This window comes from Microbacterium sp. IEGM 1404 (assembly GCF_030056775.1).
Taxonomy (GTDB): Bacteria; Actinomycetota; Actinomycetes; order Actinomycetales; family Microbacteriaceae; genus Microbacterium.
Genome location: NZ_JASHKP010000002.1, coordinates 75,735 through 100,076 on the forward strand (window position 1 = coordinate 75,735; position 24,342 = coordinate 100,076).

General features: G+C 71.7%; 17 protein-coding genes. 1 reads left to right on the top strand and 16 read right to left on the bottom strand.

The genetic code is table 11. The features are described from left to right. Positions 1–70: 70 nt before the first annotated feature. The 16 genes from QM517_RS06060 to QM517_RS06135 form a co-directional block, all read right to left on the bottom strand. Positions 71–1,663, bottom strand: a complete 1,593-nt coding sequence (locus QM517_RS06060; protein ID WP_077052162.1) for an Ig domain-containing protein — start codon at positions 1,661–1,663, stop codon at positions 71–73. 32 nt (positions 1,664–1,695) lie between these two features. Continuing rightward, positions 1,696–2,862 carry a hypothetical protein gene (locus QM517_RS06065; protein WP_077052163.1) on the bottom strand — a complete coding sequence of 389 codons (1,167 nt, stop codon included), beginning with the start codon at positions 2,860–2,862 and terminating at the stop codon, positions 1,696–1,698. 61 nt (positions 2,863–2,923) lie between these two features. Then, positions 2,924–5,557 (bottom strand): hypothetical protein, encoded by a 2,634-nt coding sequence (locus QM517_RS06070; protein WP_283285929.1) that lies wholly within the window; start codon positions 5,555–5,557, stop codon positions 2,924–2,926. A gap of 155 nt (positions 5,558–5,712) precedes the next feature. After that, a complete protein-coding gene (gene pstS / locus QM517_RS06075) occupies positions 5,713–7,320 on the bottom strand; it encodes a phosphate ABC transporter substrate-binding protein PstS (protein ID WP_283285930.1) in 1,608 nt (535 codons plus the stop codon). Continuing rightward, the gene (gene pstA, locus QM517_RS06080; RefSeq protein WP_283285931.1) at positions 7,317–8,657 is read right to left on the bottom strand and encodes a phosphate ABC transporter permease PstA; all 1,341 of its coding nucleotides are present in this window, start codon (positions 8,655–8,657) and stop codon (positions 7,317–7,319) included. Before pstA ends, pstS begins: the two co-directional genes overlap by 4 nt. Further along, positions 8,657–9,676: a phosphate ABC transporter permease subunit PstC gene (gene pstC, locus QM517_RS06085; protein ID WP_077052701.1), complete on the bottom strand. Its 1,020-nt coding sequence runs from the start codon at positions 9,674–9,676 to the stop codon at positions 8,657–8,659. Before pstC ends, pstA begins: the two co-directional genes overlap by 1 nt. A 250-nt stretch (positions 9,677–9,926) precedes the next feature. After that, positions 9,927–11,570, bottom strand: a complete 1,644-nt coding sequence (locus QM517_RS06090; RefSeq protein ID WP_283285932.1) for a protein kinase domain-containing protein — start codon at positions 11,568–11,570, stop codon at positions 9,927–9,929. After that, entirely contained in the window at positions 11,567–12,103 is a 537-nt protein-coding gene (locus tag QM517_RS06095) for a hypothetical protein (protein ID WP_160897428.1), read from the bottom strand. The genes QM517_RS06090 and QM517_RS06095 overlap by 4 nt, the downstream gene beginning before the upstream one ends. Before the next feature lie 261 nt (positions 12,104–12,364). Next, positions 12,365–12,958 carry a recombination mediator RecR gene (gene recR, locus QM517_RS06100; protein WP_283285933.1) on the bottom strand — a complete coding sequence of 198 codons (594 nt, stop codon included), beginning with the start codon at positions 12,956–12,958 and terminating at the stop codon, positions 12,365–12,367. After that, the gene (locus QM517_RS06105) at positions 12,958–15,804 is read right to left on the bottom strand and encodes a DNA polymerase III subunit gamma and tau (protein ID WP_283285934.1); all 2,847 of its coding nucleotides are present in this window, start codon (positions 15,802–15,804) and stop codon (positions 12,958–12,960) included. The genes recR and QM517_RS06105 overlap by 1 nt, the downstream gene beginning before the upstream one ends. A 242-nt stretch (positions 15,805–16,046) precedes the next feature. Next, positions 16,047–18,575: a glycoside hydrolase family 65 protein gene (locus tag QM517_RS06110; RefSeq protein ID WP_283285935.1), complete on the bottom strand. Its 2,529-nt coding sequence runs from the start codon at positions 18,573–18,575 to the stop codon at positions 16,047–16,049. 53 nt (positions 18,576–18,628) lie between these two features. Next, complete coding sequence (locus tag QM517_RS06115) at positions 18,629–19,363, bottom strand: HAD family hydrolase (RefSeq protein WP_077052171.1); 735 nt, start codon at positions 19,361–19,363, stop codon at positions 18,629–18,631. Between the two features lie 85 nt (positions 19,364–19,448). Beyond that, a complete protein-coding gene (locus tag QM517_RS06120) occupies positions 19,449–20,606 on the bottom strand; it encodes an N-acetylglucosamine-6-phosphate deacetylase (protein ID WP_283285936.1) in 1,158 nt (385 codons plus the stop codon). After that, positions 20,606–21,391 carry a glucosamine-6-phosphate deaminase gene (nagB, locus tag QM517_RS06125; RefSeq protein WP_077052172.1) on the bottom strand — a complete coding sequence of 262 codons (786 nt, stop codon included), beginning with the start codon at positions 21,389–21,391 and terminating at the stop codon, positions 20,606–20,608. The genes QM517_RS06120 and nagB overlap by 1 nt, the downstream gene beginning before the upstream one ends. Next, the gene (locus QM517_RS06130; protein ID WP_283285937.1) at positions 21,391–22,935 is read right to left on the bottom strand and encodes a PTS transporter subunit EIIC; all 1,545 of its coding nucleotides are present in this window, start codon (positions 22,933–22,935) and stop codon (positions 21,391–21,393) included. Before QM517_RS06130 ends, nagB begins: the two co-directional genes overlap by 1 nt. Before the next feature lie 35 nt (positions 22,936–22,970). After that, entirely contained in the window at positions 22,971–23,420 is a 450-nt protein-coding gene (locus QM517_RS06135; protein WP_283285938.1) for a PTS sugar transporter subunit IIA, read from the bottom strand. Positions 23,421–23,589: 169 nt separating this feature from the next. Here QM517_RS06135 and QM517_RS06140 point away from each other — a divergent pair, with 169 nt between their 5' ends. Then, positions 23,590–24,339, top strand: coding sequence for a GntR family transcriptional regulator (locus QM517_RS06140; RefSeq protein WP_077052175.1), 750 nt, complete (start codon positions 23,590–23,592; stop codon positions 24,337–24,339). The last annotated feature ends 3 nt before the right edge of the window (positions 24,340–24,342 follow it).

Genomic DNA, 24,342 nt, shown 5'->3' on the forward strand with positions numbered 1-24,342 from the left:
ACGCACCGTGTGGGGAGATCGGAACCGATCCCCCCACACGGGTTTACCGCTGGTCGAACAGACCGTCAGCTCACTTGGAGGCGAGCGTGATGGTCAGGGTCGACTTGTAGTCACCGGTCTGGGCGTCCTTGGGAGCCTGGAAGGTGAGGTCGGCGTCGAAGAGCGCACCGCTGGTGAGCGTCGAGACGGCCGTCGAGGTCGCCAGCTGCGAGCCGGTGCCCGTCGTGATGCCGGCCAGCGGGGTGTAACCGGCGTAGAAGCCGGGCACCACGGTGAGGGCGGAGGACGGGATGACGTCGTTCGCGGCGTTCGTGAAGTCGCTCACCGCAGCGGTGAGGTTCCAGCCCTTGAGGACGTTGCGGTCGTCGACCACGGTGACCTTGCCGAGCTTCTTGCTGACGCTGGCGTTGCGCGCGACGTTGCCGAAGTCGACCGCGGTGGCCTCGGCGTTGAGCGACCACAGGTCGCTCGCGGTCACGGCAGCGGTCAGGTCGACCGTGTCGGTGAGGGTGTCACCGGCGGCCGAGACCTTCGAGAACGTGCCCCACGCCTGGACGGCGAACGTGCCGTCACCCGGGAGGGTGAGGGCGACGGTGTGGTCACCGGCGGGGAGGCTCGAGATGTCGACGATGGCGTTGCCGTTGGCGTCGGTCGTGACGTTGCCGAGGTTGGTCGGGTCGGACCAGGCCCACGCCGTCAGCGTCTTGTTGGCGTTGGCGATGCCGGCGGGCACCGTGACGGTCGTGTCGCCCTTGGCGGGAGCCGTGATCGTGACCTGGTTGGCGTCCGAGCCGGCCGGCTTGGTCGGGGCGGTCGGGGCCGGAGCCGAGACGGTGCCCGAGAAGGCCTTCTCCGCGGAGCCGGCGGTGTTCGTGGCGACGAGCGTCACGTTGTAGGCACCGGCCGTGGTGGGCGTGCCCGAGATGACACCGGTGGTGCCGTCGAGGGCGAGACCGGCGGGGAGCGCCGTGCCCGACTTGACCGCCCACGTGATCGGCGCGGTGCCGTCAGCGGTGAGGGTCTGCGAGAAGGCGGTGCCGACCGTCGCGGCGTTCAGCGCCGCGGTGGTGACCGTCGGAGCCGTCGCGGGCGCCGTCGGCGTCGCGAAGGTCCAGGTCGCCAGCTCGGGCCGCTGGTTGGCCGTGACCGTGATGTAGACGAAGTCCACCTCGAGCACCTGGTTGCCGTTGAAGAACGCGATACCGAGCGAGTAGTCGCCACCGGCCTGCGCGACCGCGGAGCTGCCCGAGGGCGAGCCGAGGCCGGCGCTGGTGTTGCCGCTGGGCATGGCGTTCGGGAGCAGGATGCCGCTGGGCGTCAGACCCAGGGGGCCGTAGGCGTTCCACGCGTTGACGTTGGCCTCCTGGCCACGCGGCGAGAGGAACTTGCGGACCTGGCCGGTGTTCTCGGGAACCGTGAAGACGCTGTTGTAGTCCTCATCGCTGGGCTCCGGCGAGAACAGCGCCGAGTCGTTCCAGCCGAGCACGGTGCCGGCGGGGATCTGGGTGCCGTCGAGGTCCGAGAGCAGGTAGACCGGGTGAGCGGAGCCCACCGTCGGGACGATCGCAGCCGACGCCGTGGCGGCGGGGACGATCGACAGCGCGGCGGCGGTCACCACGGCACCGAGGCCGAGGATGCCGCGCTTCGCGAGCGAGATCTTCATGTGAGTTCGTGTCTCTTTCTCGTTTGTCAGGATCAGTTGTTGCGGGTGACGACGGTGCCGGTGGGAGCGCCGAAGCCGAACTTGGCCTTGACGGCCTTGGTCGTGGTCGGCGAACCCGAGGCGCCCCAGTAGGTGAGGCTCGAGGTGGAGGAGGAGTTGACCAGAGCGGCGACACCGGCGTCGTACGCCGCGTTGTCGGAGGTGATCTTGGCGGTCGGGACCACGATGTAGACCGTGCGACCCCAGTCGGCGCTGTTGTAGTAGCTCGTGCTGGGGACGAGGGACGGAGCGGTACCCGTGAAGGCGGCCACGCCACCGATGGCGCCCACCGAGACACCCGAGAAGGTGTTGATGCGAGCGGCGCCGTTGGACTGACCGATGTAGTTGGCGACGGAGAGCGGGATGATCTGGATCTCGTTGTCGGCGGGCGTGAGGACACGACCGTCGTTCTCGGGGATCGAGTTGCTGCGCGTGTCGACCGCGGCACCGAGGGTGGTGGTGCTGAGGCCGATCTTGCCGAGGAAGGTGGTCCACGTTCCCGAGCTCGACTGGAGGCCGAGCGGCTTGAGCGTGAAGCCGGTTCCGGAGAGGACCGAGCTCGCGGACGAGCCCGACGTCGCCGAGTAGATGCTGGTGAGCTGGTCCTTCGTCAGGTCGTTGATCGCGTTGGTCGCCGCCGCCGCGTTGGCGCCGCCGGTGGCGTTGCCGAGCTTGAAGGCGTAACCGATGGCGTCCTGGCCGAACGGAACGTACGTCAGGAGCGTGCCGGCCGTGCCGCCGACCGACGAGCTGCGGGCGAAGTCGACCTGGTCCTTCACGTTGACGCTGTTGTAGGTGAAGGCCGAGCCGCTCACGCCACCGATGGAGGCGATGAGGGCGTTACGACCGGCGCCCGAGCCGTTGGGGCGGTCGAAGACGGGGCCGAAGGCCTTCGTCTGGATGCTGCCGACACCGCCGGCGACGCCGAGGGTGAAGGCATCCCAGGATGCCAGCGACTTGCCGTTGCCGGACACCTTCACCGACGCGCCGGAGATGGTGGTGCCGTTGGCGAGGGCGCTGACGGCGTCCTGCAGGGTGTCGGAACCGACGATCGAGTAACCGTCGGTGATCGGGTCGGCGTTGGCCGCCGACGCCATGCCGGCGCCGGCAAGGGCGACACCAACAGCCGCGCCGAACGCGACGATTCGCTTGAGCTTCATTTCTTCCTGTCTTTTCGGGTGCAGAGGGTGGGTGCTGCGAAGAAGCCGGCTGGTGCAGGCTTCAGGTGACCCGTCTTCTCAGACGGGTGATCAGGGGCACACCGACGGCACTGACCAGACCGGCCAGCACGCTGATGGGCAGGGCGGCGCCGATGGCACCGCCGTCGGGATCGTCGGGGGTCTTGCCCCCGGCGAGGGCACCGCTGGACGCTCCGGTCGCGGCGGCGGGGGTGGATTCGGTCGCCGCGGGAGCGACCGGAGCCGAGGCGGCACCCGAGGAGCCCGACGAGACGACGCCCGTCGAGGCAGCGGCCTGCTGCGAGGGGATGTAGGAGCCCCCGGACGACGGCGCGGGCGATGCCGTCGGCTGGGGGCCGTTCTGCATCACGTCCGCCGCTTCCTTCGCCTGTTCGATCCACGCCGCCGGAAGTGCGACGTAGCCGTCGGGCAGCTCCCCCACCGCGGTCCCCGGCGTCTGGGCCTGGGTGCCCACCGCGAACCGGACGAGGTTCGCGTAGGCCGCGCGCAGCGTGGGATCGGTCAGGGTGGCGTTGGTCGCCGCGTACACCGGCATGGTGAGCGGGTACGCGTCCCGCGCGCCGGCGGCCACCGACGAGGTGGGGTCGAACGCGACGACGCGGTCCCCCGCGCCCGCCGGCGTCATGACGTCGGCGGCGGCCCGCATCGCGGTGCTCGACGGAGCGGTGAACGTGCCGGCGGGGTTCCGCAACGACGCCGTGACGACCTGGAAGCGCGCGGCGGCGGCGGCGCTGGTGAGGCCGAGCAGACGCTGGCTCCCCGGGAGCATGCGGGGGTTCTTGCCGTACTTGGGCGGGATGGAGTTCGGGTCCCACTGGCCGGGGCCCTGACCGTCGCCGCGAAGCGTCAGATAGGCGATGGCGGAGAGGTCGTTGGCGTAGGGGCGCCACGTCACGAGGTTGATGGGCGCCTGATTCGCGGGCACGACCTCGACGGGGTCGGCCTTGGGGAAATCGTCGCGGTCGAGCGAGAAGGGCACCTTCGTCGGGTTGACGTCCGCGTCCGTGGAGTACCAGGGGTTCACGATCATGCCCCACGGGTCGGGCTTGCTCGCGAGGAAGTCCATCGCGTCCTTGTCGGAGGAGATGTACTTCCAGACCGCGCGGGCGGCATCCGATCGGCCCTGCGGGACGATGACGTCGGCGATGGCGGCGCCCTGGAGGTCCTGGGCCTGCCATTCCGGGTCGTTCACGGCGAGGAAGTCCGGATCCCGCGTGATGTTGTACTCGTTGGTCCCGGTCAGGTAGGTCTGGTCCGCCCCGGTCGGGATCGACGAGCGGTACGAGTAGCTGAGGAGCTTCGCGAGCAGCCGGGGCGTGAGGTTCACGCTGCTGAACGGGGTGCGCGCCTTGTCCTTCCACTCCTGCGGGACGGTCTTGTCGTTCGGGTTGGGCAGTCGGTCGATCGCGACCGAGATGGCCACCCCGCTGAGCGCGACGGGGGCGTACGTCAGCGGGTCCTTGCCCTCGGTCGAGAGCGCGTAGCTGGTGAGGGCGAGGGGCGCCTGGTCGTTCTTGGATGCCGAGAGGAGAGCGTCGGACTCGGCGCTGGTGATGAGGGAGTAGACGGATCCGCCCGTCTGGTTGCAGACGACCGGCTGCCACGACGCGACCGCGAGGGCGGCGAGCTCGCTGCCGGCCACCTGCCGCTCGGTCTGACCGATCGCGCATCCCGTTCCGACCGGGGCGAAGTCCAGCTTCACCGACAGAGCGTGCTGCCAGGAGTCGGCGAACAGACCGGACTGGGTGATGTTGGTGGAGCCGTTGTCCGAGGTTCCGCGCGGGAGGACGACGAGCCAGCAGGACGCGCCGACGGTGACACCCGAGGTCGTGACGGGGTTTCCGCAGCCCAGGCCGTTGGACTGGACGGCGGTCTGCACCTCGAACGTGACGGACCCCTTCCCGTCGTCGCCCGATCCGACCCAGGGGATCTCGTTGGTCGTGTACGAGGTGAAGAACTGGTTGGCGTTGACGTCGACGGACGAGTCGATCGTCTTCTTGCCGGTCGTCGCGTCGCGCTTGATCGAGTCGACCCGGGTGCCGTCGCGGGCGATGAACGGGATCGACGTGTAGGGCGGGAAGATGAAGGAGCCGGGCGCGGTGTACTCGACGTCGGCCTCAGGCACCTCGTCGATGGAGGCGTAGTTGCGGTAGGCGTCGCGGGTCGCTCCGATGCTGCCCGCCCCGCCGTACTGGCAGGTCGTGCGGTCCGGTCGCTGCGTGTTCGAAGGATCGTCGCCCCAGCACATGAACACCTGGAGGAAGTTCTCGCCGCCGTTGCCGCCGGCCGACGGTGCGGTGGACTTCTTGCCGCCCGTCCAGTCCAGACGGATGCCCTGCGCGACCAGACCACGGGTCTGCGACACCGTGACCGACAGATCCGGCATCGGGGCCGTGTCGACCGCGGCATCCTGCTGCTTGGCGGTCACGGTCACCGCGGACGAGGACGCGGCGGAGGCGGACTGCCCGTCGGTCACGACACCGCCGGACACCAGCGCGAACACGGTGACCCCGGCGACGAGGCCCGCGGCCAGGGGCAGGACGGTGCGACGCGCGCCCCGGTTCGCCGCATCGGCGTGCGCGCGGCGGATCCGGAGGCGGCGGCGCGACGGGGTCGCGGGGGCCTCGGCATCGCTGCGCTCACGGAAGTCAGACACGGGTGAAGTCCTTTGGTTCTGCGGGTGGCTGGACACCCTCGTCGAGCTAAAAGCGCGCGGGTGACGTCCGGATGAACGTGCCCACAACGAGATACCGATGCGGTGTGCTCCAGACGCGAACGCTTCCGGCGGCGGGCCGGAGGCCGACGGCTGCGTCACCGACGGTTCGAGCGCGCGCCGGAGCGCCGCGAGACCACGGGCGGGATGACGATCGCGGCGACCACGAAGAGAGCGGCGACGAGCATCATGTACTGCGGCGGGCCCCACACGTCGTCGGCCAGCGTGAACGGTGACGACACGGCCGCGTTCGCCGCGGCCCCTCCCCCGGAGACCAGGACGCCGTTCGCGTCGTACACCGGGTCGGACGCGGTCCCGGCCGCCGCGTCAGCGCTCCCCGCGGCCGCGCCCGAAGCTGCTGCCGCCCCGCCCGCGGCCGCCGCCGCGTCGGCGCTGTTCGCGCCCCCCGACACTCCACCCGAACCGGTCGCGGGCGTGGCCTCCTGGGCTCCACCGGTGCCCTCGACGCACTGCGTCGCGCCCTGCTTGTCGCAGTCCGGCGGATTGGGCGCCGAAGCGGCGAGCTGGTTGTTCGCGGGTGAGTCGCCCGGCTTGAAGGTGGGGTTGTTGCACTTGTTGAAGTCGACCGGTCCCTCGGTGCCGGGAATGGCCTTGAGCACCTCGGAGCCCGCCTGCACCAGGTTCATCGGCAGGGGCGAATAGCCCAGGGCCGAGGCCTGCTGCTGACCCTCGCACAGCATGTAGTTCGCGAACCGGCTGAGGGTCTTGCCCTTCTCCGTCGTGAAGAGCTTGTTCGTCTGCGTCGGGACGATCATGTAGGAGTAGCTCGACATCGGGTACGCGCGCGGATCCGTGCTGTTGTACACGCCGTCCAGGTTCTGCGTGAGGTCGGGGTTGATCGCCGCCGACATCAGCGCCACGGCGACCGACTGGTACGTCGGCTCGACGTAGTACCCGGCCTTGTTGAGCACCTTCACCACCGGGAAGCCCGACTTCATCGCGTAGGAGTACTCGACGTAGGTGATGGCCCCCTCGCCGTAGTCCTGGCTGACGTATCCCGCGACGCCGAGCGAGCCGTTCTGACCCTTGAACGAGGCGTTGATCTGCGGGAACTGCGACCGCATGCCCTGCGTCCAGATGTTGCCGAACTGCTTCGACATCCAGAGGGTGAACTGCGCGCTCGTGCCGGAACCGTCGGAACGGTAGACCGGCGTGATGCCGCGGTCGGGCATCGCGAGGGCGGGGTTGTCGGCCTGGATCGCGGGATCGTTCCACTTGGAGATCTGCCCGCTGAAGATCTTCGCGATCACCTCGCCGGAGAGGCGGAGGTTGGTGACGCGCTTGCCGCCGATCTTGAGGTTGTACATCAGGGACGTACCACCGGCGACGATCGGCATGTACGCGAACCTGCCCTGCAGCGGCGTGCCGTCGCTGAACGTCGTCTCGGGCGCCGAGCCGTCCTCGGGGTTGTCCTGGAACGGGATCTCGCTGATCGCGAAGTCGACCGTGCTGTTGCGGAAGTCGGTGCGACCGGCGCTGGATCCGGTGCCGGAGTAGTTCACCGTCATGCCGTAGTTGCTCGCGACGTTCTTGCGCCACTGGTCGAGCGCGTTCTGCGACCACGTCGAGCCGGAACCGGAGATCGGGACGTACCCGTCGGCGTGCGCGGGCGCCGGGATGAGCGCGACGAGGGAGACGGCCGCGAGCACCGCGGCGAGGCGGGCCCAGCGGGGACGGGATTTCACGACGGGTTCTCCTCGGAGGGTGGGGCGGTTCGTTTGGTGAGGGCGCGCTCGGCGAGGCGCCACTCGAGATCGACGGGGGGCTTCCCCTTGGGGGGACGGACCTTGCGCGCGGCACGCGTCGTGGGCGGGGTGTCCGAGCCCCCGCTGATGCGCTGCAGGTCACGCGCCGACGCGACGGCCGCGGCGCGGCGCTGGCGATCGGAGAGCTGCCCGGGTCCGCGGCCGCCGATCAGGCGGGCGATGATGAACAGGGTCAGCACGAGCAGGACGAGGGTGGCGGCCGCGCCGAAGCCGCGCGCGATCATGTTCGGTTCGGGCGACTTGACGAAGTCGAACACCTGCAGCGGCAGCGAGATCATCGGACCCGAGAAGGGGTTCAGGTTCATCTCGGCCGTCACGCCGGAGGTCAGCAGCACGGGCGAGGTCTCCCCGATCCCGCGGGCCGTGCCGAGGATCACGGCGGTCACCAGGCCCGAGCGCGAAGTCGGCAGGACGACGCTCCACACGGTCTTCCACCGGCTCGTCCCCAACGCGTACGAGGCCTCGCGCAGGTTGTTCGGCACGAGCCTCAGGACGACGTCGGAGGCCCGGATGATGATGGGCAGCATCATCACGCTGATGGCCAGGGATGCCGCGAACCCGGAGCGCTGATTCGTGATGAGGGTCACCACGGCGGCGTAGACGAAGAGGCCCGCCACGATCGAGGGCAGCGCCGTCATGGCATCCGAGATCGTCCGGACGAACCGGGCGAACGGGCCGCCGATCTCGTTGAGGAAGACCGCGGTGGTCACCCCGAGCGGGATCGTGATGATCAGCGCGATGCTGATCTGGATGAGGGTTCCCACGATCGCGTGGGCGATGCCGCCCATCGTGAGGGGGTCGAGGGGTCCCGCCAGCTTCATCGTCTCGGCGAAGAAGTTGAGGTGGACCAGCGCCGAGGACCCGCGCACGAGCGTGAAGAAGACGACGAACGCGAGAGCACCGAGGAGAACCACGCCCGCCGAGTAGAACAGCGCCGTCATGATGCGTTCGCTGATCGCCAACCGGTCCGCGCGCATCGCCGTCATGACGGCGTAGATGCCGAGGAACCCGATGAACGACAGCACGATCCACCCGACGACACCCGTCATCGGCGTGAGCCAGCCGAACATGAGGCTGGACAGCGCGATGCCCGCCGCCGCACTGCCGATCAGATCGAACCGGTCGCCGAACGGCACCGTCCGCACGTCGCGCCGTTCGCCGACGGTCCCGAGCCGCACCGGGATGGAGGTCCGGGAGCGGCTCGACTCGTCGTCGTCGGGCGTGGACGGGGGCGCTTCGGTGGTGAGGATGGCCATCAGTTGCTCTCCGCTCCGGACCGGCTCCGCGCGACGATGGTGGATGCCGTGAAGTTGACGATGAGCGTGATGATGAACAGCACGAGACCCGCGGCCATGAGCGCCGAGAGGCCGAACTGGCTCGCCTCGCCGTAGCGGAGCGCGATGAGGGCGGACACCGAGTTCGTGCCGGTCTTCAGCACCTGCGGGTTGATCGTGAAGATCGGCGAGATGATCATCACGACGGCGATGGTCTCGCCCAGGGCGCGGCCGAGGCCGAGCATCGTGCCGCCGATGATGCCGCCGCGGCCGAACGGCAGCACGACGGAGGTGATCATGCCCCACCGCGTGGAACCGAGCGCGAGCGCGCCTTCGCGCTCGCCGAGCGGAGCCTGCGAGAACGCCTCGCGCATGACCGAGGTCTGCGTCGGTACGACCATGAGCGCCACCACGATGCCGGCGATGAAGGCCGAGGACGTGAAGGCGCCGGCCTCGGTCAGACGCGCACCCGACGGGTCGGTGACCGCGAAGATCGGGATCCAGGCGAAGTAGGTGGAGATCCACTGCGCGACCGGGATCACGCCCGACTGCAGGAAGAACACCCCCCACAGGCCGAACACGACGCTGGGGACCGCGGCCATGAGGTCGACCATCGTGATGAGGAGCGACCGGGCCCGCACCGGCACGATCTCGCTGATGAGGAGGGCCGTCCCCATCGCGAGCGGCACGGAGACCGCCATCGCGATGAGCGCGATCGTGACCGTTCCGAACAGCACCGCCGCAACGCCGAAGCTGCCGGTCTCGGGCGACCACTCCTGCGTGGTGAGGAACGAGGGACCCGCGACGCTGAGCGCGTCACCCGCGCGGATGCTGAGGAAGATGCCGACCGCGAGCATGATCGCCACGGTGATCGATCCCGCGGAGTAGGCGGCCCCGCGGAAGACCCGGTCCGCCTGCACCGGACGGCTCTTCAGCGAGCGGCGGACCGGAGCCTGCTGCTCGGATCGGGGAGGGAGAACCTCCGTGGTGGTGTCCGTCATGCGCTCTCCGTCGGTCGCGTCGGGCAGGTCGTGCAGAGGCACCGCAACGGTGTCCCGCGGGGCGGGTCCGGCCTCGCGGCGGTGTCCGGACGACCGGCGACGCGAGGCGCCCGTTGTCCCTCGTACCGGCTCGGGACGCCGGCACTGGCGACGCTAGATCCGGGTCGTGAACGCCGCCGGGAGCGACCGCCCACGCCGCCTGGCCGGGAGGTGAACGAGGGATGCCGAGCCCCGACCGGCCGGAGACGGCTCACGGCGCGCCCGGACTCGGGGTGGGCGTGGCCGTCGGCGTCGGGCCCGCCGTGGTCGTCGGGGTCGGGGTGGGCGTGGGCACCGCGGCGCGGCCGCTGGACACGAGCAGGCGGATCGTGGACCCGACCTGCGCCGACGCACCGGGGGCCGGCGTCGAGCCGATGACGGTCCCCGCGGGGCGGTCCGAGACGGTCGCGACCTCCTCGGGGACGAACCCCGCCGCGCGCACCGCGGCATCGGCGTCGCCGGTCGCCCACCCGTCGATCGGGGGGACGGTGTTCGTCCCGGATGCCACGACCAGGCGGACCGTCGAGCCGCGGGGCACGGTCGTGCCGGCGGCGGGATCCGACGAGAGCACCGATCCCGCGGCGAGCGCCGAGTTCTGAGAGATCACGGGGCCGGCGACGAGCCCCGCGGCCTCGATGGCGGCGAGTGTGTCCTGCAGCGAGCCGAGGTCGGGGACGACCGCGAACTCCGCGGTCGGCGTCGCGCTCGGGCTGGGATCGGCTCCCGGATCACTGCTGGGCACGGGGGTCGCCGCCGCGGTGGGGGCGGCCCCCGGCTCGGGCCGACCGGCGGAGGCCATGAGCGGCACGGCGACGGCGACGAGCGCGAGGACGGCCACGATGACGATCGCGGTCACCCAGCCGGGACCCGAGTCCCGGAACCGTCCGGGGGCACCCGCCGGTTCCGGAGCGGGGTCTTCCACGACCGTCGCGGTGACCCTCGGCGTGGGACGCAGGACCCGCGTCGCCGCGACCGGCGCCGGGGCGGGGGCCGTGGCCTGCAGCGCCGCGCGCATCTCGGCGGCGTCGGCGAAGCGATCCGCCGGGTCCTTGAGCAGCGCCCGAACGAGCACGCGGTCGAGCGCGGGCGACACCCCGCGGGCCCGCACCGAAGCCACCGGGGGTGGGGCGTGCAGTTGCGCCCGGACCACGGCATCCCGGTCTCCGCCTTCGAAGGGCGCTCGGCCGGTGAGCGCGAAGTACAGCAGCCCGCCGACCTGGTAGAGGTCGCCGGCGACACCCACCGGCTCACCGCGCAGCTGTTCCGGCGAGGCGTACTGCGCGTTGCCGACGACGCCCGCCGTGGCCGAGGCGGTGCTGCGCAGCACGTCGTCGCCGCGGGTCGTCCGGCCCGCGGCATCCGCCAGCCCGAAGTCGAGCAGTGTCGCACGTGCCCGCGTCGTCCCCTCGAAGCGGACGAGGACGTTCGCGGGAGACACGTCGCGGTGGACGAGTCCGCCCGCGTGCGCGGCCTCGAGGGCTCCGAGGATCATGTCGCCGATACGCCGCGTCGCCGCGGCGCCGAGGGGACCGTGGGCGAGGACGTGCTCGGCGAGGGTCGCACCCTCGAGCAGTTCCTGGGCGATCCAGGCGATCGTGACGTCGCCGTCCTGGAACGTCCCCATGTCGACGACCTCGACAATGCCGGGGTGCGCGACCGCGGCCGTGCGCCGGGCTTCGTCCAGGAACGCCGCGCGCACCGCCTCGCTCTCGGAGAGGTGCGGATGGAGCATCTTGATCGCCACGGGGCGATCCAGAACCGTGTCGGTCGCCGAGAACACGGATGCCGTCCCCCCGGAGCCCAGCAGCCCCTCGAGGCGGAACCGACCGGCGATGAGTCCGGATGCCGTGGTCACGGAGCGTTCATGCCGACCCGGGCGCGGCGACCCGACGCGGTACCGATGCTCACGCCCTGCGCGACGGTCGCGGTGGCGAGAGCCGTGCTGGCGGCGCGGCCCGCGGCGGCGGCCTCGCTCGCCGATTCGTACCAGCGCGCGGCGGTCAGGACCGGCCGGTCGCCCCGGCGGATGACCCACCCGTGCGTGGTCGACTGCGGGCCGCGGACGGCCGTGACGGTCATCTCGTCGACGCGGGACTGCTCGGCGACGACCGCGTCGAATGCGGCCCGGGGGGAGACGAAGATGCGGGCGCAGCGCGCGAGCTCGCGGTTGTTGGTCGCGAGCAGACGCCAGACGCCGAACACCCCGAGCGGGGTGAGGGCTCCGTCGGGGGTGGTCTCGCTGAGGCTGCCGGCGGTGATCGACCACTCCGGGAGCAGATGCGAGCGGAACAGCAGCCACGCTGCCAGGCGGGGGTCGTGGATCGAACGGAACGTGTCGAACACGATCCGTGCGCGCCGCGTCGCGCGATCGGAGAGCGTCTCGCTCACGGGCACCCCTGTCTGACGGCCGCAGAGCTCGTGGGTCGGGCACCCGTGCTGCAGTCCGTAGGCAAGAAAATGGCCGCGCCCGGTTTCCGTAGGTCCATCGGGGGATGAACAGGCGGTACACGGGGGTTCAACGCTCGGAGATCACCCGCACGTCGGAGATTTCTCACCCGCTGCGGGCGGGACGTCGGGCCGCGTCGGGCGTCAAGGCGCGCGAGGACGCGTCAGTGGGTGCGGCGACGCATCAGTGGGTGCGGCGACGCGTCACAGGGTGCGGCGCCCCTCGAAGGCGCGGCCGAGGGTGACTTCGTCGGCGTACTCGAGGTCGCCGCCGACGGGAAGACCGGATGCCAGGCGCGTGACACGGATCTCGAGCGTGTGCAGCAGCCGGCTGAGGTAGGTCGCCGTGGCTTCGCCCTCGAGGTTGGGGTTGGTCGCGAGGATCACTTCCTGCACCGAGCCGTCGGCGAGCCGCTGCATGAGCTGCGTGATGCGCAGGTCGTCGGGACCGATGCCCGCGATGGGGCTGATGGCGCCGCCGAGGACGTGGTACAGCCCGCGGAACTCGCGCGTGCGCTCGATCGCGGCCACGTCCTTGGCGTCTTCGACGACGCAGATGAGCGCCGGATTGCGGCGCGGATCGCGGCAGATCGAGCAGCGGTCCTGCTCGGCGACGTTGCCGCAGATCTCGCAGAAACGCACCTTCTCGCGCACTTCCCCGAGGAGTTGCGACAGGCGGGAGACGTCGAAACTCGGCGACTGCAGGATGTGGAACGCGATGCGCTGAGCGGATTTCGGGCCGATGCCGGGCAGTCGACCGAATTCGTCGATGAGGTCCTGAACGATGCCGTCGTACATCAGTTGAACCTCGTCGGGGGCTCGTAGGGTTCGTCGCGGACGTAGTTCGCGCCGAGCATCTGGCGGACCACGGCCTCGCCGTAGCGCTGCACTCCCCCGCGCAGCGGCGCCATGCGCGGCACGATCACCGGCGGGACGGGGAGGTCGGCCGCGTCGTCGAGCGGAGGGATGACGTCGTCGTCGTCGACCTCCTCGGGCGCGGGCACCGAGCGGGCGACATCGGATGAGGGAAGCACGGCGCCCTCGAAGGGCGGCGGAGCGATGCGCGGGGCCGGACGGACACCGGCCTCTTCGGGCTCTTCGTCGACCGCGAGGGCGGTTCCGGCGGTGGATGCCGAGGCGGTCGCCGTCCCCGCCGCGGAGGGCGCCGGCGCGGCGGCCCGCGACGCGGGCGCGGGCAACGGGGACGACGCCGCGCGGGCGGCGGCGGGTGCGGATGCGCGGGGCGGCGCCGGCGAAGCGGGTGCGGCGACGGGCGCCGAGCCCGCGGGCGCGCCGGGGATGGGGGCGACGGCCCAGTCGGTGACGGCGGCCGACGCGTACGACGCCGACGAGCGTTGCGGCGCGGCCGGAGAGGTGGCGCGCGCCTCACCGCCGGGGCCCGCGCCCGGGCCGCGCGGCGGCGCACCGTCGGAACCGCCGGAGCCGCCGTCGCCCTCGAGGCGGGCGAGGTACTTCACCCGGACGCCGAGGACCGACTGGATGGCACGGCGGAGGTCTTCACTCGCGCCGCCGTCCGCCGTGCGGGTCTTGAACGCGGTCAGGTCGGCGCCCGTGCGGAAGCCCAGGGTGAGGACCTCGTCGTCGAAGGCGAGGACGGACGAGGTCGACACGACGAGCCAGGACGCGCGGCTGAGGGCCTCGAGCTGACCGAGCACCTCGGGCCACGCATCGCGCACGTGCGACAGCTCGATCGGACCGAGCGGGACGACCGGCGGCGTCGGCGCCGCGTGTTCGAGGGGAGAGGAGTCGTCGGCCGCAGCCGCGCCACCGCTCGCCGCCGGGTCGGCGGGGGCGGCGGTGGAGGCGGCATCGCCGTCGGGCGTCGGGGCGGTGTCGAACGGGTGCGGAGCGGCCGGCGACGAGGCCGGTGACGCGGCGTCGGGGCGCGCCGCCGCCTCGGGCGCACGCGTCGCGGGACCCGTCGGCGCGGCGCCGGGCTCGACATCGTCGAAGGGCGGCGGGGCGTCTTCGTCGTCGAGAGGCGGCGGGGCGTCGTCGTCGGACGGTGCGGTGGGCTCGGTCGTCGCGCGCGCCGGTCGGGACGCGGCGGGCCCGGCTGCGGCTGCGGACGGGCTCGCGGGCCGCTCGGCCGGGGCGACGGCGGCTGCCGGATCCGCGGTCGGCGCGGGGGTCTGGGGTGCGGCGACCGGCGGTGCCGCCGCGGCCGCGGGCGCCGCCACGGGAGACGCGGCGCGACCCGGCGCAGCGACGCCCGGGCGGGGGTTCGAGCCCCCCGGCGAAGCCACGACCGGAGCCGCCACGCCGGGCGACGCCACCGCAGGAGCCGCCACGCCGGGCGACGCCACCGCGGGAGCCACGACCGGAGCCGCCACACCCGGCGACGCCCCCGGCGACGCCACGACCGGAGCCGCCACACCCGGCGACGCCACCGTGGGAGCCGCGACGGCGGGGGCGGCCGCCGCGGGAGCCGGCGTGCGGACGGGAGCGGGGGCGCCGTGCTCGGCGGCGTGCGCCGAGGCGGACGCGGGCGAGACGCCCTGCGACACACCCGCGTGAGTCAGGACCCGGGCGACGAGGAGCTCCAGCTGCAGACGGGGCGAGGTGGCCCCGGTCATCTCGTCGAGGGCGGCCACCACGAGGTCGGCCGTGCGCGACAGACGGGCGACGCCGAACGCCGTGGCCTGATGGGCCATGCGCTCGAGTTCGTCGTCGGGGACACCGCGGAGGACCGCGGACGCCCCGGCACCGGTGGCCGCGACGACGATGAGGTCGCGCAGGCGCTCGAGCAGATCGTCGACGAAGCGACGGGGATCCTGTCCGGTCTGCACGACGCGGTCGACCGCGGCGAAAGCCCCGGCGCCGTCGAGCGCCGCGAACGCGTCGACGACCTCGTCGAGGAGCTCGGAGTGGGTGTAGCCCAGCAGCGCCACCGCGCGCTCGTAGTTCACGAGCACGTGGCCGTCGGCATCCCGGTCCGAACCGGCGATGAGCTGATCGAGCAGCGAGAGCGTGTCGCGCGGCGAACCGCCGCCGGCACGGACGACCAGCGGGAGCACGCCCGCCTCGACCGACACGCCCTCGGTCTCGCAGAGCTCTTGCACGTACTCGAGCATCGCGGCGGGCGGCACCAGGCGGAACGGGTAGTGGTGCGTGCGGGAACGGATCGTGCCGAGCACCTTCTCGGGCTCGGTCGTGGCGAAAATGAATTTCACGTGCGCGGGAGGCTCTTCGACGAGCTTCAGCAGGGCGTTGAAGCCCTGCTGCGTCACCATGTGCGCCTCGTCGAGGATGAATATCTTGAACCGGTCGCGCGCCGGGGCGAAGATCGCGCGTTCGCGCAGGTCGCGGGCGTCGTCGACGCCGTTGTGGCTGGCGGCGTCGATCTCGACCACGTCGAGTGACCCTCCGCCACCGCGACCGAGTTCGACGCAGCTGTCGCACACGCCGCACGGAGTGTCGGTGGGGCCCTCGGCGCAGTTGAGGCAGCGGGCGAGGATGCGCGCGGACGTCGTCTTGCCGCAGCCGCGCGGCCCCGAGAAGAGGTAGGCGTGCCCCACCCGGTCACTGCGGAGGGCCGTCATCAGCGGCTCGGTCACCTGCGACTGCCCGATCATCTCGCCGAATGCCTGCGGGCGGTAGCGGCGGTACAGGGCTGTCGTCACTCCTCCAGCCTACGGCGTGCCACCGACATCGCGTCCGGCCCTCTCCCCCGCCCCGCGCGCCCCGCTCCGGCATCCGCCCGCGCCCCGCACCCCGAGGGGAGGAGGTTCCGCGAAGGGAGGGCCGCACCGGCCTCCGGCATCCTCCCCCGCCGAATCTCCTTCCCCGCCCCGGCCGCCCGCCGCCCCCGGAAACGTCGAACGCGGCGACGCCCCGAAGGGCGCCGCCGCGTCAGGACAGCGGGTCAGGCGTCGAGGCCGACGGACACGGGCTCGTCGTCGCTCGAGACCAACGGGATCGTCGCGGTGACGATCGGCACGGATGCCGAGAGCAGGGTGCCGTCCTCGCGCACCGAACCCTCGAGCTGCCGGATCGACGGGCGACCGGGGAGCAGCGGACCCTGGCCGTGCAGCGCGACCCGCACGCTCTCGCCCGGCGCGACGGTGTAGTCGACGCCGCGCACCGCGAAGTCGACCGGACCGCCCTCGTCGCCGGCGTGGAGGGTCAGCGCGGTGGCCGTGAGCGTGACGTTCAGGCGCGTGCCGTGCCAGTGCAGCACGTACGCCAGCTCGGGCCAGTCCGCGGGCAGGCGGGGGTCGAACGTCAACCGGCCGAAATGGTCGCGCATGCCTCCGAAGCCGCTGACCAGGGCCGTCCACACCCCGCCCGCGGAGGCCACGTGCACTCCGTCGGCGGCGTTGTGGTGGAGGTCGCCGAGGTCGACGAACGCCGCCTGACGGAAGTACTCCAGAGCGAGATCCTGATAGCCGACCTCGGCCGCGAGGATCGACTGGACGACCGCCGACAGCGTCGAGTCGCCGGTGGTGAGCGGGTCGTAGTACTCGAAGTCGGCGAGCTTCTCGGCATCCGTGAAGTGATTGCCCTGCAGGAACAGCGCGAGCACCACGTCGGCCTGCTTGAGCACCTGGTAGCGGTAGATGACCAGCGGGTGGAAGTGCAGCAGCAGCGGTCGCTGATCCGGCGGGGTGTTCTCGAGGTCCCAGATCTCGCGCTCGAGGAACACGGCGTCCTGGGGATGGATGCCGAGGGCAGGGCTGAAGGGGATGTGCATGGCCTCGGCGGCCTTCTCCCAGCGGTCGGGCTCGGAGGGGTCGAGGTTCATGCGGTCGGCCATGCGGCCGTACGCCTCGGGGTCGTTGTCGAAGAGGTCGCGCACCGTGCGCGCAGCGAACCGGAGGTTGAAGCGCGCCATGACGTTGGTGAAGAGGTTGTCGTTGACGACCGTGGTGTACTCGTCGGGCCCCGTGACACCGTGGATGTGGAAGGAGTCCTCCCCGTCGCCGTCGCCGTCGCTCGATCGCCAGAACCCGAGCGTCGACCACAGCCGGGCGGTGTCGACCGCGATGTCCACGCCCTCGCGCGCGAGGAATTCCTCGTCGCCGGTGGCGCGCACGTACTTCGCCAGCGCGAAGGAGACGTCGGCGTTGATGTGGTACTGCGCGGTGCCCGCGGCGTAGTAGGCCGAGGCCTCTTCGCCGTTGATCGTGCGCCACGGGAACAGGGCGCCGGCCTCGTTGAGCTGGTGCGCGCGCTTGCGTGCCGCGGGGAGCATCAGGTAACGCATGCGCAGGGCGTTCCGCGCCCACTGCGGCGTCGTGTACGCCAGGAACGGCAGCACGTACACCTCGGTGTCCCAGAAGTAGTGGCCGCTGTAGCCCGACCCGGTGACGCCCTTGGCGGGGACTCCCTGGCCGTCCGCGCGGGCCGCGGCCTGCGCGAGCTGGAAGAGGCACCAGCGCGTCGCCTGCTGCAGGTCGGCCTGACCGCCGATGCGGACGTCCGAGCGTTCCCAGAACGCGGCGAACCACTCGATCTGACGCTCCACGAGCGTGCCGACGCCGATGCTGCGCGCGCGGTCGACCGTGCGGCGGCAGCGATCGACGAGCTCGCCCGCGGGCACGCCGCGCGAGGTGTGGTAGCTGACGAACTTCGTGATCGTCGTCGGCACGCCCGCGCGGGCGTCCACCCGGAAGACGTTCTTGGCGATGTCGGGCTCGACGAGGTGGCGTGATTCGTACGTGTTCTCGGTGTCGACCTCGTGGTCGGCCACGACCGCGATCGTCATGCCCGATTCGGTCGCCTCGTACGACAGCGCGGACCGGTCGCCGTCCTGCCAGTACTCGCGCGGCTGGAGCACGCGGTCGGTGAGCTTCTCGGTCTTGCGCGGGTCGAAGCCGGCCGACTTGGATGCCATCGGCGACCCGCCGTAGATCCCCTCGCCGTCCTGACGGTTCAGCAGCTGGCACGCCACCGTGACGGGGGCGTCGGAGTTCAGGACCGTGACGGTGAGGCGCATGACCACGAGATGCTTCTCATCGAACGAGACGAACCGCTCGTCCTCGATGCGCACCTCCTTGCCCGACGGCGTCACCCACAGCAGGGTGCGGCGGAGGATCCCCTGGCGCAGGTCGAGCACGCGCTCGTACTCGCGCACGTCGGCGACGTCGAGGGAGAGCGGCTCGTCGTCGACGTAGACGCGCATGACCTTGGCATCCGGGGCGTTGATGATGGTCTGCCCGACCTCGGCGAAGCCGTACGCCTGCTCCGCGTGGCGGATGGGGAACGTCTCGTGGAAGCCGTTGATGAACGTGCCCTGCTCGTGGGCGAAACGGCCTTCGATGGAGTTGCCGCGCAACCCCAGATAGCCGTTGCCGACGGCGAAGAGGGTCTCGGTGACGCCGGTGTCGTCGACCGAGAACTCGGTCTCGACGAGACGCCATTCGTCGACGGGGAAACGATCGCGATCGATCATCGGGCATGCCTTCCGGGGTGCCGGGCTTCGGGTGCGTCGCGCGGGGCGACGGCTCAGTCTACGAACGCCTGGAGGTCGTCGACGACCACGTCGGCCCCCGCGGCGACGAGGTGCTCGGCGCCGACGCCCCGGTCGACGCCGACGACGAGTCCGAAGCCGGCGGCGGATGCCGAGGCGACGCCGCTCGTGGCGTCCTCGACGGCGGCCGAGCGGGCCGGGTCGACGCGCAGCATGCGCGCGGCCTCGGCGAACACGTCGGGGGCGGGCTTGGATGCCAGGTGGTCGCGTTCGGCGACCACGCCGTCCATCACGACGGGGAAACGGTCGCGGATGCCGGCGGCCTCGAGGACCTCGACGGCGTTCTTCGAGCTGGACACCACCGCGATCGGCGTGCCGGCGGCCTGAAGGATGTCCAGGAGCGCGACCGAGCCCGGGTACGGCGCGATGCCCTCGGCGCGCAGGATGCGCGAGAACACCAGGTTCTTGCGGTTGCCGACACCGCAGACCGTGTCCAGCGACGGGTCGTCGGACGGGTCTCCCCAGGGCACCTCGACGTCACGGCTGCGAAGCAGACTCGCGACGCCGTCGTAGCGCTTCTTGCCGTCGACGTGGTCGAAGTAGTCGCGGTCGGTGTACGGCGGCTGGATGTCCCACGCCGCGAACAGCTCGTCGAACATCTCTTTCCACGCCCGCATGTGGACTTCGGCGGTGGGGGTGAGCACGCCGTCGAGGTCGAACAGGACGGCGTCGAAGGAGGTGAGGTCGGGCAGGTCGCGGCTGTCGGTCACGGTGGCTCCAGATGGCAGGACGGGACTCACGGTCGCGACGGTGCGCCGCCCTTCCAGCGTAGTGGCGGGCGACCCCGTCGCGTCGTCAGCGCGTCGGGACCGTGAGGGCCTTTCCGCCCACCCACACCCGGGACGGATGCCACGTGGCGTCCCACCAGACGAGGTCGGCGAGAGCGCCCTCCGCGACATGACCGACGTCGGTGCGTCCGAGCGAGCGCGCCGCGTTCTCGGTGCAGGCCGCGAGGACCGCGGCCGGGTCGAGCCCCGCGGCGATCATGCGGCGCACCCCCTCATCCAGGACGATGCCCGCACCGGCGATCGTGCCGTCGGGGCGGCGTCCGAGGCCCCGCGCGTCGTTGGCGACCGGTTGGCCGCCGAACTCGTGCCACTGGTCGGGTTCGAGTCCGGCGGTCACGATGGCATCCGTCACCCCGACGGTGCGGCGTCCGGCCGAGCGCAGCACGAGCGCGACCACACTCGGGTCGACGTGCTGGGCGTCGAGGATCGTGCCGACGAAGAAGCGGTCGTCGGCGAGGACGGCGCCCGCCACACCCGGCTCGCGGGCCTTCAGCGGGCGCTGGGCGTTGAAGACGTGAGTGCACATCGTGGCTCCGGCATCCGCGGCCGCGTACACCTGGACGGCCGTGGCGTCGCTGTGGCCGACGGCCACGACGTACCCCTCGCCGCTCAGCCGACGCGTGGCCTCGACGGCCCCGGGCAGCTCGGGGGCGAGGGTGACGGTCCGGAGCGCGTCACGCACCCCCGGGGCGGCCAGGAGCGCGTCGACGTTCTCGGCGCTCGGGGGGAGCATGCACGCCACCCGGTGCGCGCCCTTGCGGGCGGGCGAGAGGAACGGCCCCTCGAGGTGAGCCCCGAGGATGCGCGCGACGGGCTCGTCGGCGAACGCCTGGCGGGCGCGCCCGACCCGGTCCAGGGATGCCGCGATGTCGGGCAGCGGCGCGGTGATGACGGTCGGCTCGATGCCGGTGACCCCGCGCGCGGCGAGTCCGGACAGGAGCGTGTTCCAGCCCTCGGCATCCGCCCCGGCGACGTCGACCCCGAACGAGCCGTTGACCTGCAGGTCGAGAAGACCCGCGCTGAGCGTGCCGTCGACGAGGTCGTGGTCGACGTCCTCCGTGCCGTCCGCGGCTCGGATCCGGTGGATGCGTCCCGCGACGACCTCCACGACGACGGGTCCGACGAATGCCCCGGCGATGAGCGCCCGCGCGGCGCGCAGCCGCATCACAGTCCCTGCCCCGCGGGCTTGCCGGCGAAGGTCGTGCGGTAGTAGTCGACGAAGGCGAGCTGACTCGCGGCATCTTCGTCGACCACGATCGTGGCGTGCGGGTGCAGTTGCAGCACCGACGCGGGCCATCGCGCCGACAGCGGACCCTCCACCGCTTCGCGCACCGCCTGCGCCTTGCCGCGACCGAAGCCGAGCAGGATCGCGTGACGGCTGTCGAGGATCGTCGCCAGACCCTGGGTGAGGCAGTGCGTGGGGACGAGGTCGACGTCGCCGCCGAAGAAGCGCGCGTTGTCCTGCCGGGTGCGCGGGGTGAGCGTCTTGACCCGGGTGCGGCTCGACAGACTCGACATGGGCATGTTGAAGGCGAGGTGTCCGTCCGCCCCGATCCCGAGGATCTGCAGGTCGATGCCGCCGGCGGCGCGGATGGCCTCCTCGTACGCGGGTCCCGCCGCGAGCGGGTCGCGGCCGGCATCCCCCGGCCCGACGATCGCGTCGGGGGCGAAGTCGACGTGCCGCTCCAGCTCGGCGCGGATGAACTGGCGGTAGCTCTCGGGGTGCCCGGGCGGGAGCCCCACGTACTCGTCGAGCAGGAACCCGCGCGCCTCGCGGAAGCTGAGGCCCTCCTCGCGGTGGCGGCGGATTAGCTCGCGATACAGCGGCAGCGGCGTGGACCCGGTCGCGAGCCCCAGGACCGCGGTCGGGGTGGCGGTGAGCAGAGCCTGGTAGGCGTCCGCGACCAGGGCGGCGGCGTCTTCGGCCGTGGGGACGACGACGACCTCCATCAGAGCGCCTCGAGGATGTCGTTCTTCAGCGACTCGGCCCGGGGACCGAACACCGCCTGCACGTTGTCGCCGACCTCGAGGACGCCCGCGGCGCCCAGCTGCTTGAGGCGCGCGTGGTCGACGAGGGCGCGGTCGGCCACCTCCATGCGCAGGCGCGTGATGCACGCGTCCACGTGGACGAGGTTGTCGCGTCCGCCGAACGCGGCGATGAGCTGCTCGGCCGTGGAGTCGCCGGCGGTCACCGTCGCCGCCGTGGCGACGGGGGCGGCGGCGGTTGCCGGGGCGGCGGCATCCGGCTCCGGCCCGTCGGACGCCGGGGCCGAGAGGTCTTCGCGGCCCGGCGTGCGCAGGTTCCACCGCTTGATCACCAGGCGGAACAGCAGGTAGTAGACCCCGAAGTAGACCACGCCCATGACGACCAGGAGCCAGACGTTGTTCGCCGCGGGCGCCGTGCCGTAGAGGAGGAGGTCGAAGAGCCCCGCGGAGAACGAGAACCCGAGGTGGATGTCGAGCAGGTAGGCGACGGCGAGCGAGATGCCCGTGAGCACCGCGTGCACCACGTACAGGGGGAACGCGACGAACATGAAGGCGAACTCGAGCGGTTCGGTGATCCCGGTCAGGAAGGCGGTGAGACCGGCGGCGCCCAGGATGCCGATCGCGGCCTTGCGCTGCGCGGGATTGGCCAGGTGGATCATGGCGAGCGCGGCGGCGGGCAGACCGAACATCAGGATGGGGTAGAACCCGGACGTCAACGCACCCGCGGTGGGGTCGCCCGCGGCGAAGCGGGTGAGCTCGCCCGTGACGACGCTTCCGTCGCCCTTCGTGTACGACCCCTGCAGGAACCACACGTACGAGTTCAGGATGTGGTGGAGACCGACGGGGATGAGCATGCGGTTGGCGAACCCGTAGACGAAGGCGCCGATCGCGCCCGTGCCGCCGATGAAGGTGCCGAGACCCGTCAGGCCGGTGTCGAAGATTGGATAGAAGTAGCTGAGCCCGAACCCGACGACGAGGCTCGCGAGCGAGACGACGATGGGAACGAACCGGCGTCCGCCGAAGAAGCCCAGGTAGGAGGGCAGCTGGATGGTGTGGTACCGGTCGAACAGCCACGCCGTGAGCAGACCGATGACGATGCCGCCGAACACGCTGTAGTTGATCTGCACCTGATCGCCCGCCGCGGTGGTCTGGCCCGCCAGCACGACCGGCGACATGACCTTGAAGACGTTCGCGAGCACGAGGTAGCCGACGACGGCGGCCAGCGCCGTCGAGCCGTCGGCCTTCTTCGCGAAGCCGATGGCGACACCGACCGCGAACAGCAGCGCGAGGTTGTCGAACAGCGCCCCGCCCGCGGCGCTCATTGCCTGGAAGAAGGGCCCGATGACGGGCAGGTCGATGCTTCCGAGCAGGTCGGGCTGACCGAGACGGAGCAGGATGCCGGCGGCGGGGAGCACCGCGATGGGGAGCATGAGGCTCTTGCCCAGGCGCTGCATCTGGGCGAAGCCCGGGATCGAACGCCGGCGCGGCGTGGAGGCGGTGACGGTCATGGGGTCTCTTTCGGGACGCGGGGAACGGGCGGCGGTCAGACGGAGAGGAACGGGGAGCCGGGGAGGACCGAGGCGCCCTCGGCGGCGGCGAGCGCGATGTCCTCGGTCGAACGCTCGAGGACGATGACGGGCACGATCGTGGACAGGCCGGCGGCGCGGACGGCGGGCACGTCGTAGGCGATGACGGGGGTGCCGGCGGTGACGCGGTCCCCCTTCGCCGCGAACGCCGTGAACCCCTCGCCGCCCAGCTGCACGGTGTCGATGCCGAGGTGGACGAGGACGCCGAGACCGTCGTCGGTCACGACGACGAACGCGTGCGGGAAGACCTGCAGAAGGGTGCCGTCGACGGGGGCGACGGCGTCGACGACCTCGGCGGGCGGGTCGATGGCCGCACCCGGCCCCATGGTCCCGGCGGCGAAGAGCGGGTCGGGCACGGCCGACAGGGACTGAACGGTGCCCGCGAGCGGGGACAGGATGTGGGCCACGAGGACTCCTCAGCGAATCGGTGGTTCGGCGGTACGAACCAGCGGGCGTGTCATAGATTGGGGAGGGAACAGCGCCCCCTGCACGATCAGACCACTGGCTCGGACTGGTACGTACCAGCGAAAGTACGGGACCCGGTCGACCGTGTCAATACCGAAAGTCGACGCCGCCATGCCCCACTCCCGCGCAGCCGACGCTCCCCCGGCCGCCGTGACCTCCGGCCCGATCCCCAAACACGCCCAGCTGCGGGCGATCCTGCTCGCCGACATCGGCACCACGTGGCCCGCCCACGCGGCCATCCCGTCCGAACGCGAGCTCACCGCCCGATACGGCGTGAGCCGCGCGACCGTGCGCGAGGCCCTCCGGCAGCTGATCGAGGAGCAGAAGCTCTACACCGTGCAGGGCAAGGGCACCTTCGTCGCGGGCGAGCGCGTGCAGTCGCAGCTGCACCTGGCATCCTTCACCGAGGACATGCGGCGACGCGGACTGGTCGCGACCTCCCTGGTCCAGCGGGCCGAGGTCGCCGTGCCGCCGCTGGAGGTGCGTGCGACCCTCGGGCTCGACGAGGGCGAGTCGGCCTGGTGGGTCGAACGACTGCGTCTGGCGGGCGGCATCCCGATGGCTCTCGAGCGAGGGTGGTACTCCCGCCGCGTCGCCCCCGACCTCGGCGAGCGCGACCTGTCGGGTTCGCTCTACGGGGTGCTGGCCGAGGACTACGGCGTCCGCATCGACACCGCGGAGCAGACCGTGTGGGCCGAGACGGTGGACGGCCCCATCGCCGCCGCGCTCGGCGTCGCCCCCGGCGCCGCGGTCATGGTGTTCCGCCGCAGTTCGCGCGCGGGCGCCACGCCGGTGGAGTACGTCACGTCGTGGTACCGCGGCGACCGCTACCAGGTGCACATGGGGCTCACCGGCAGCTGAGCC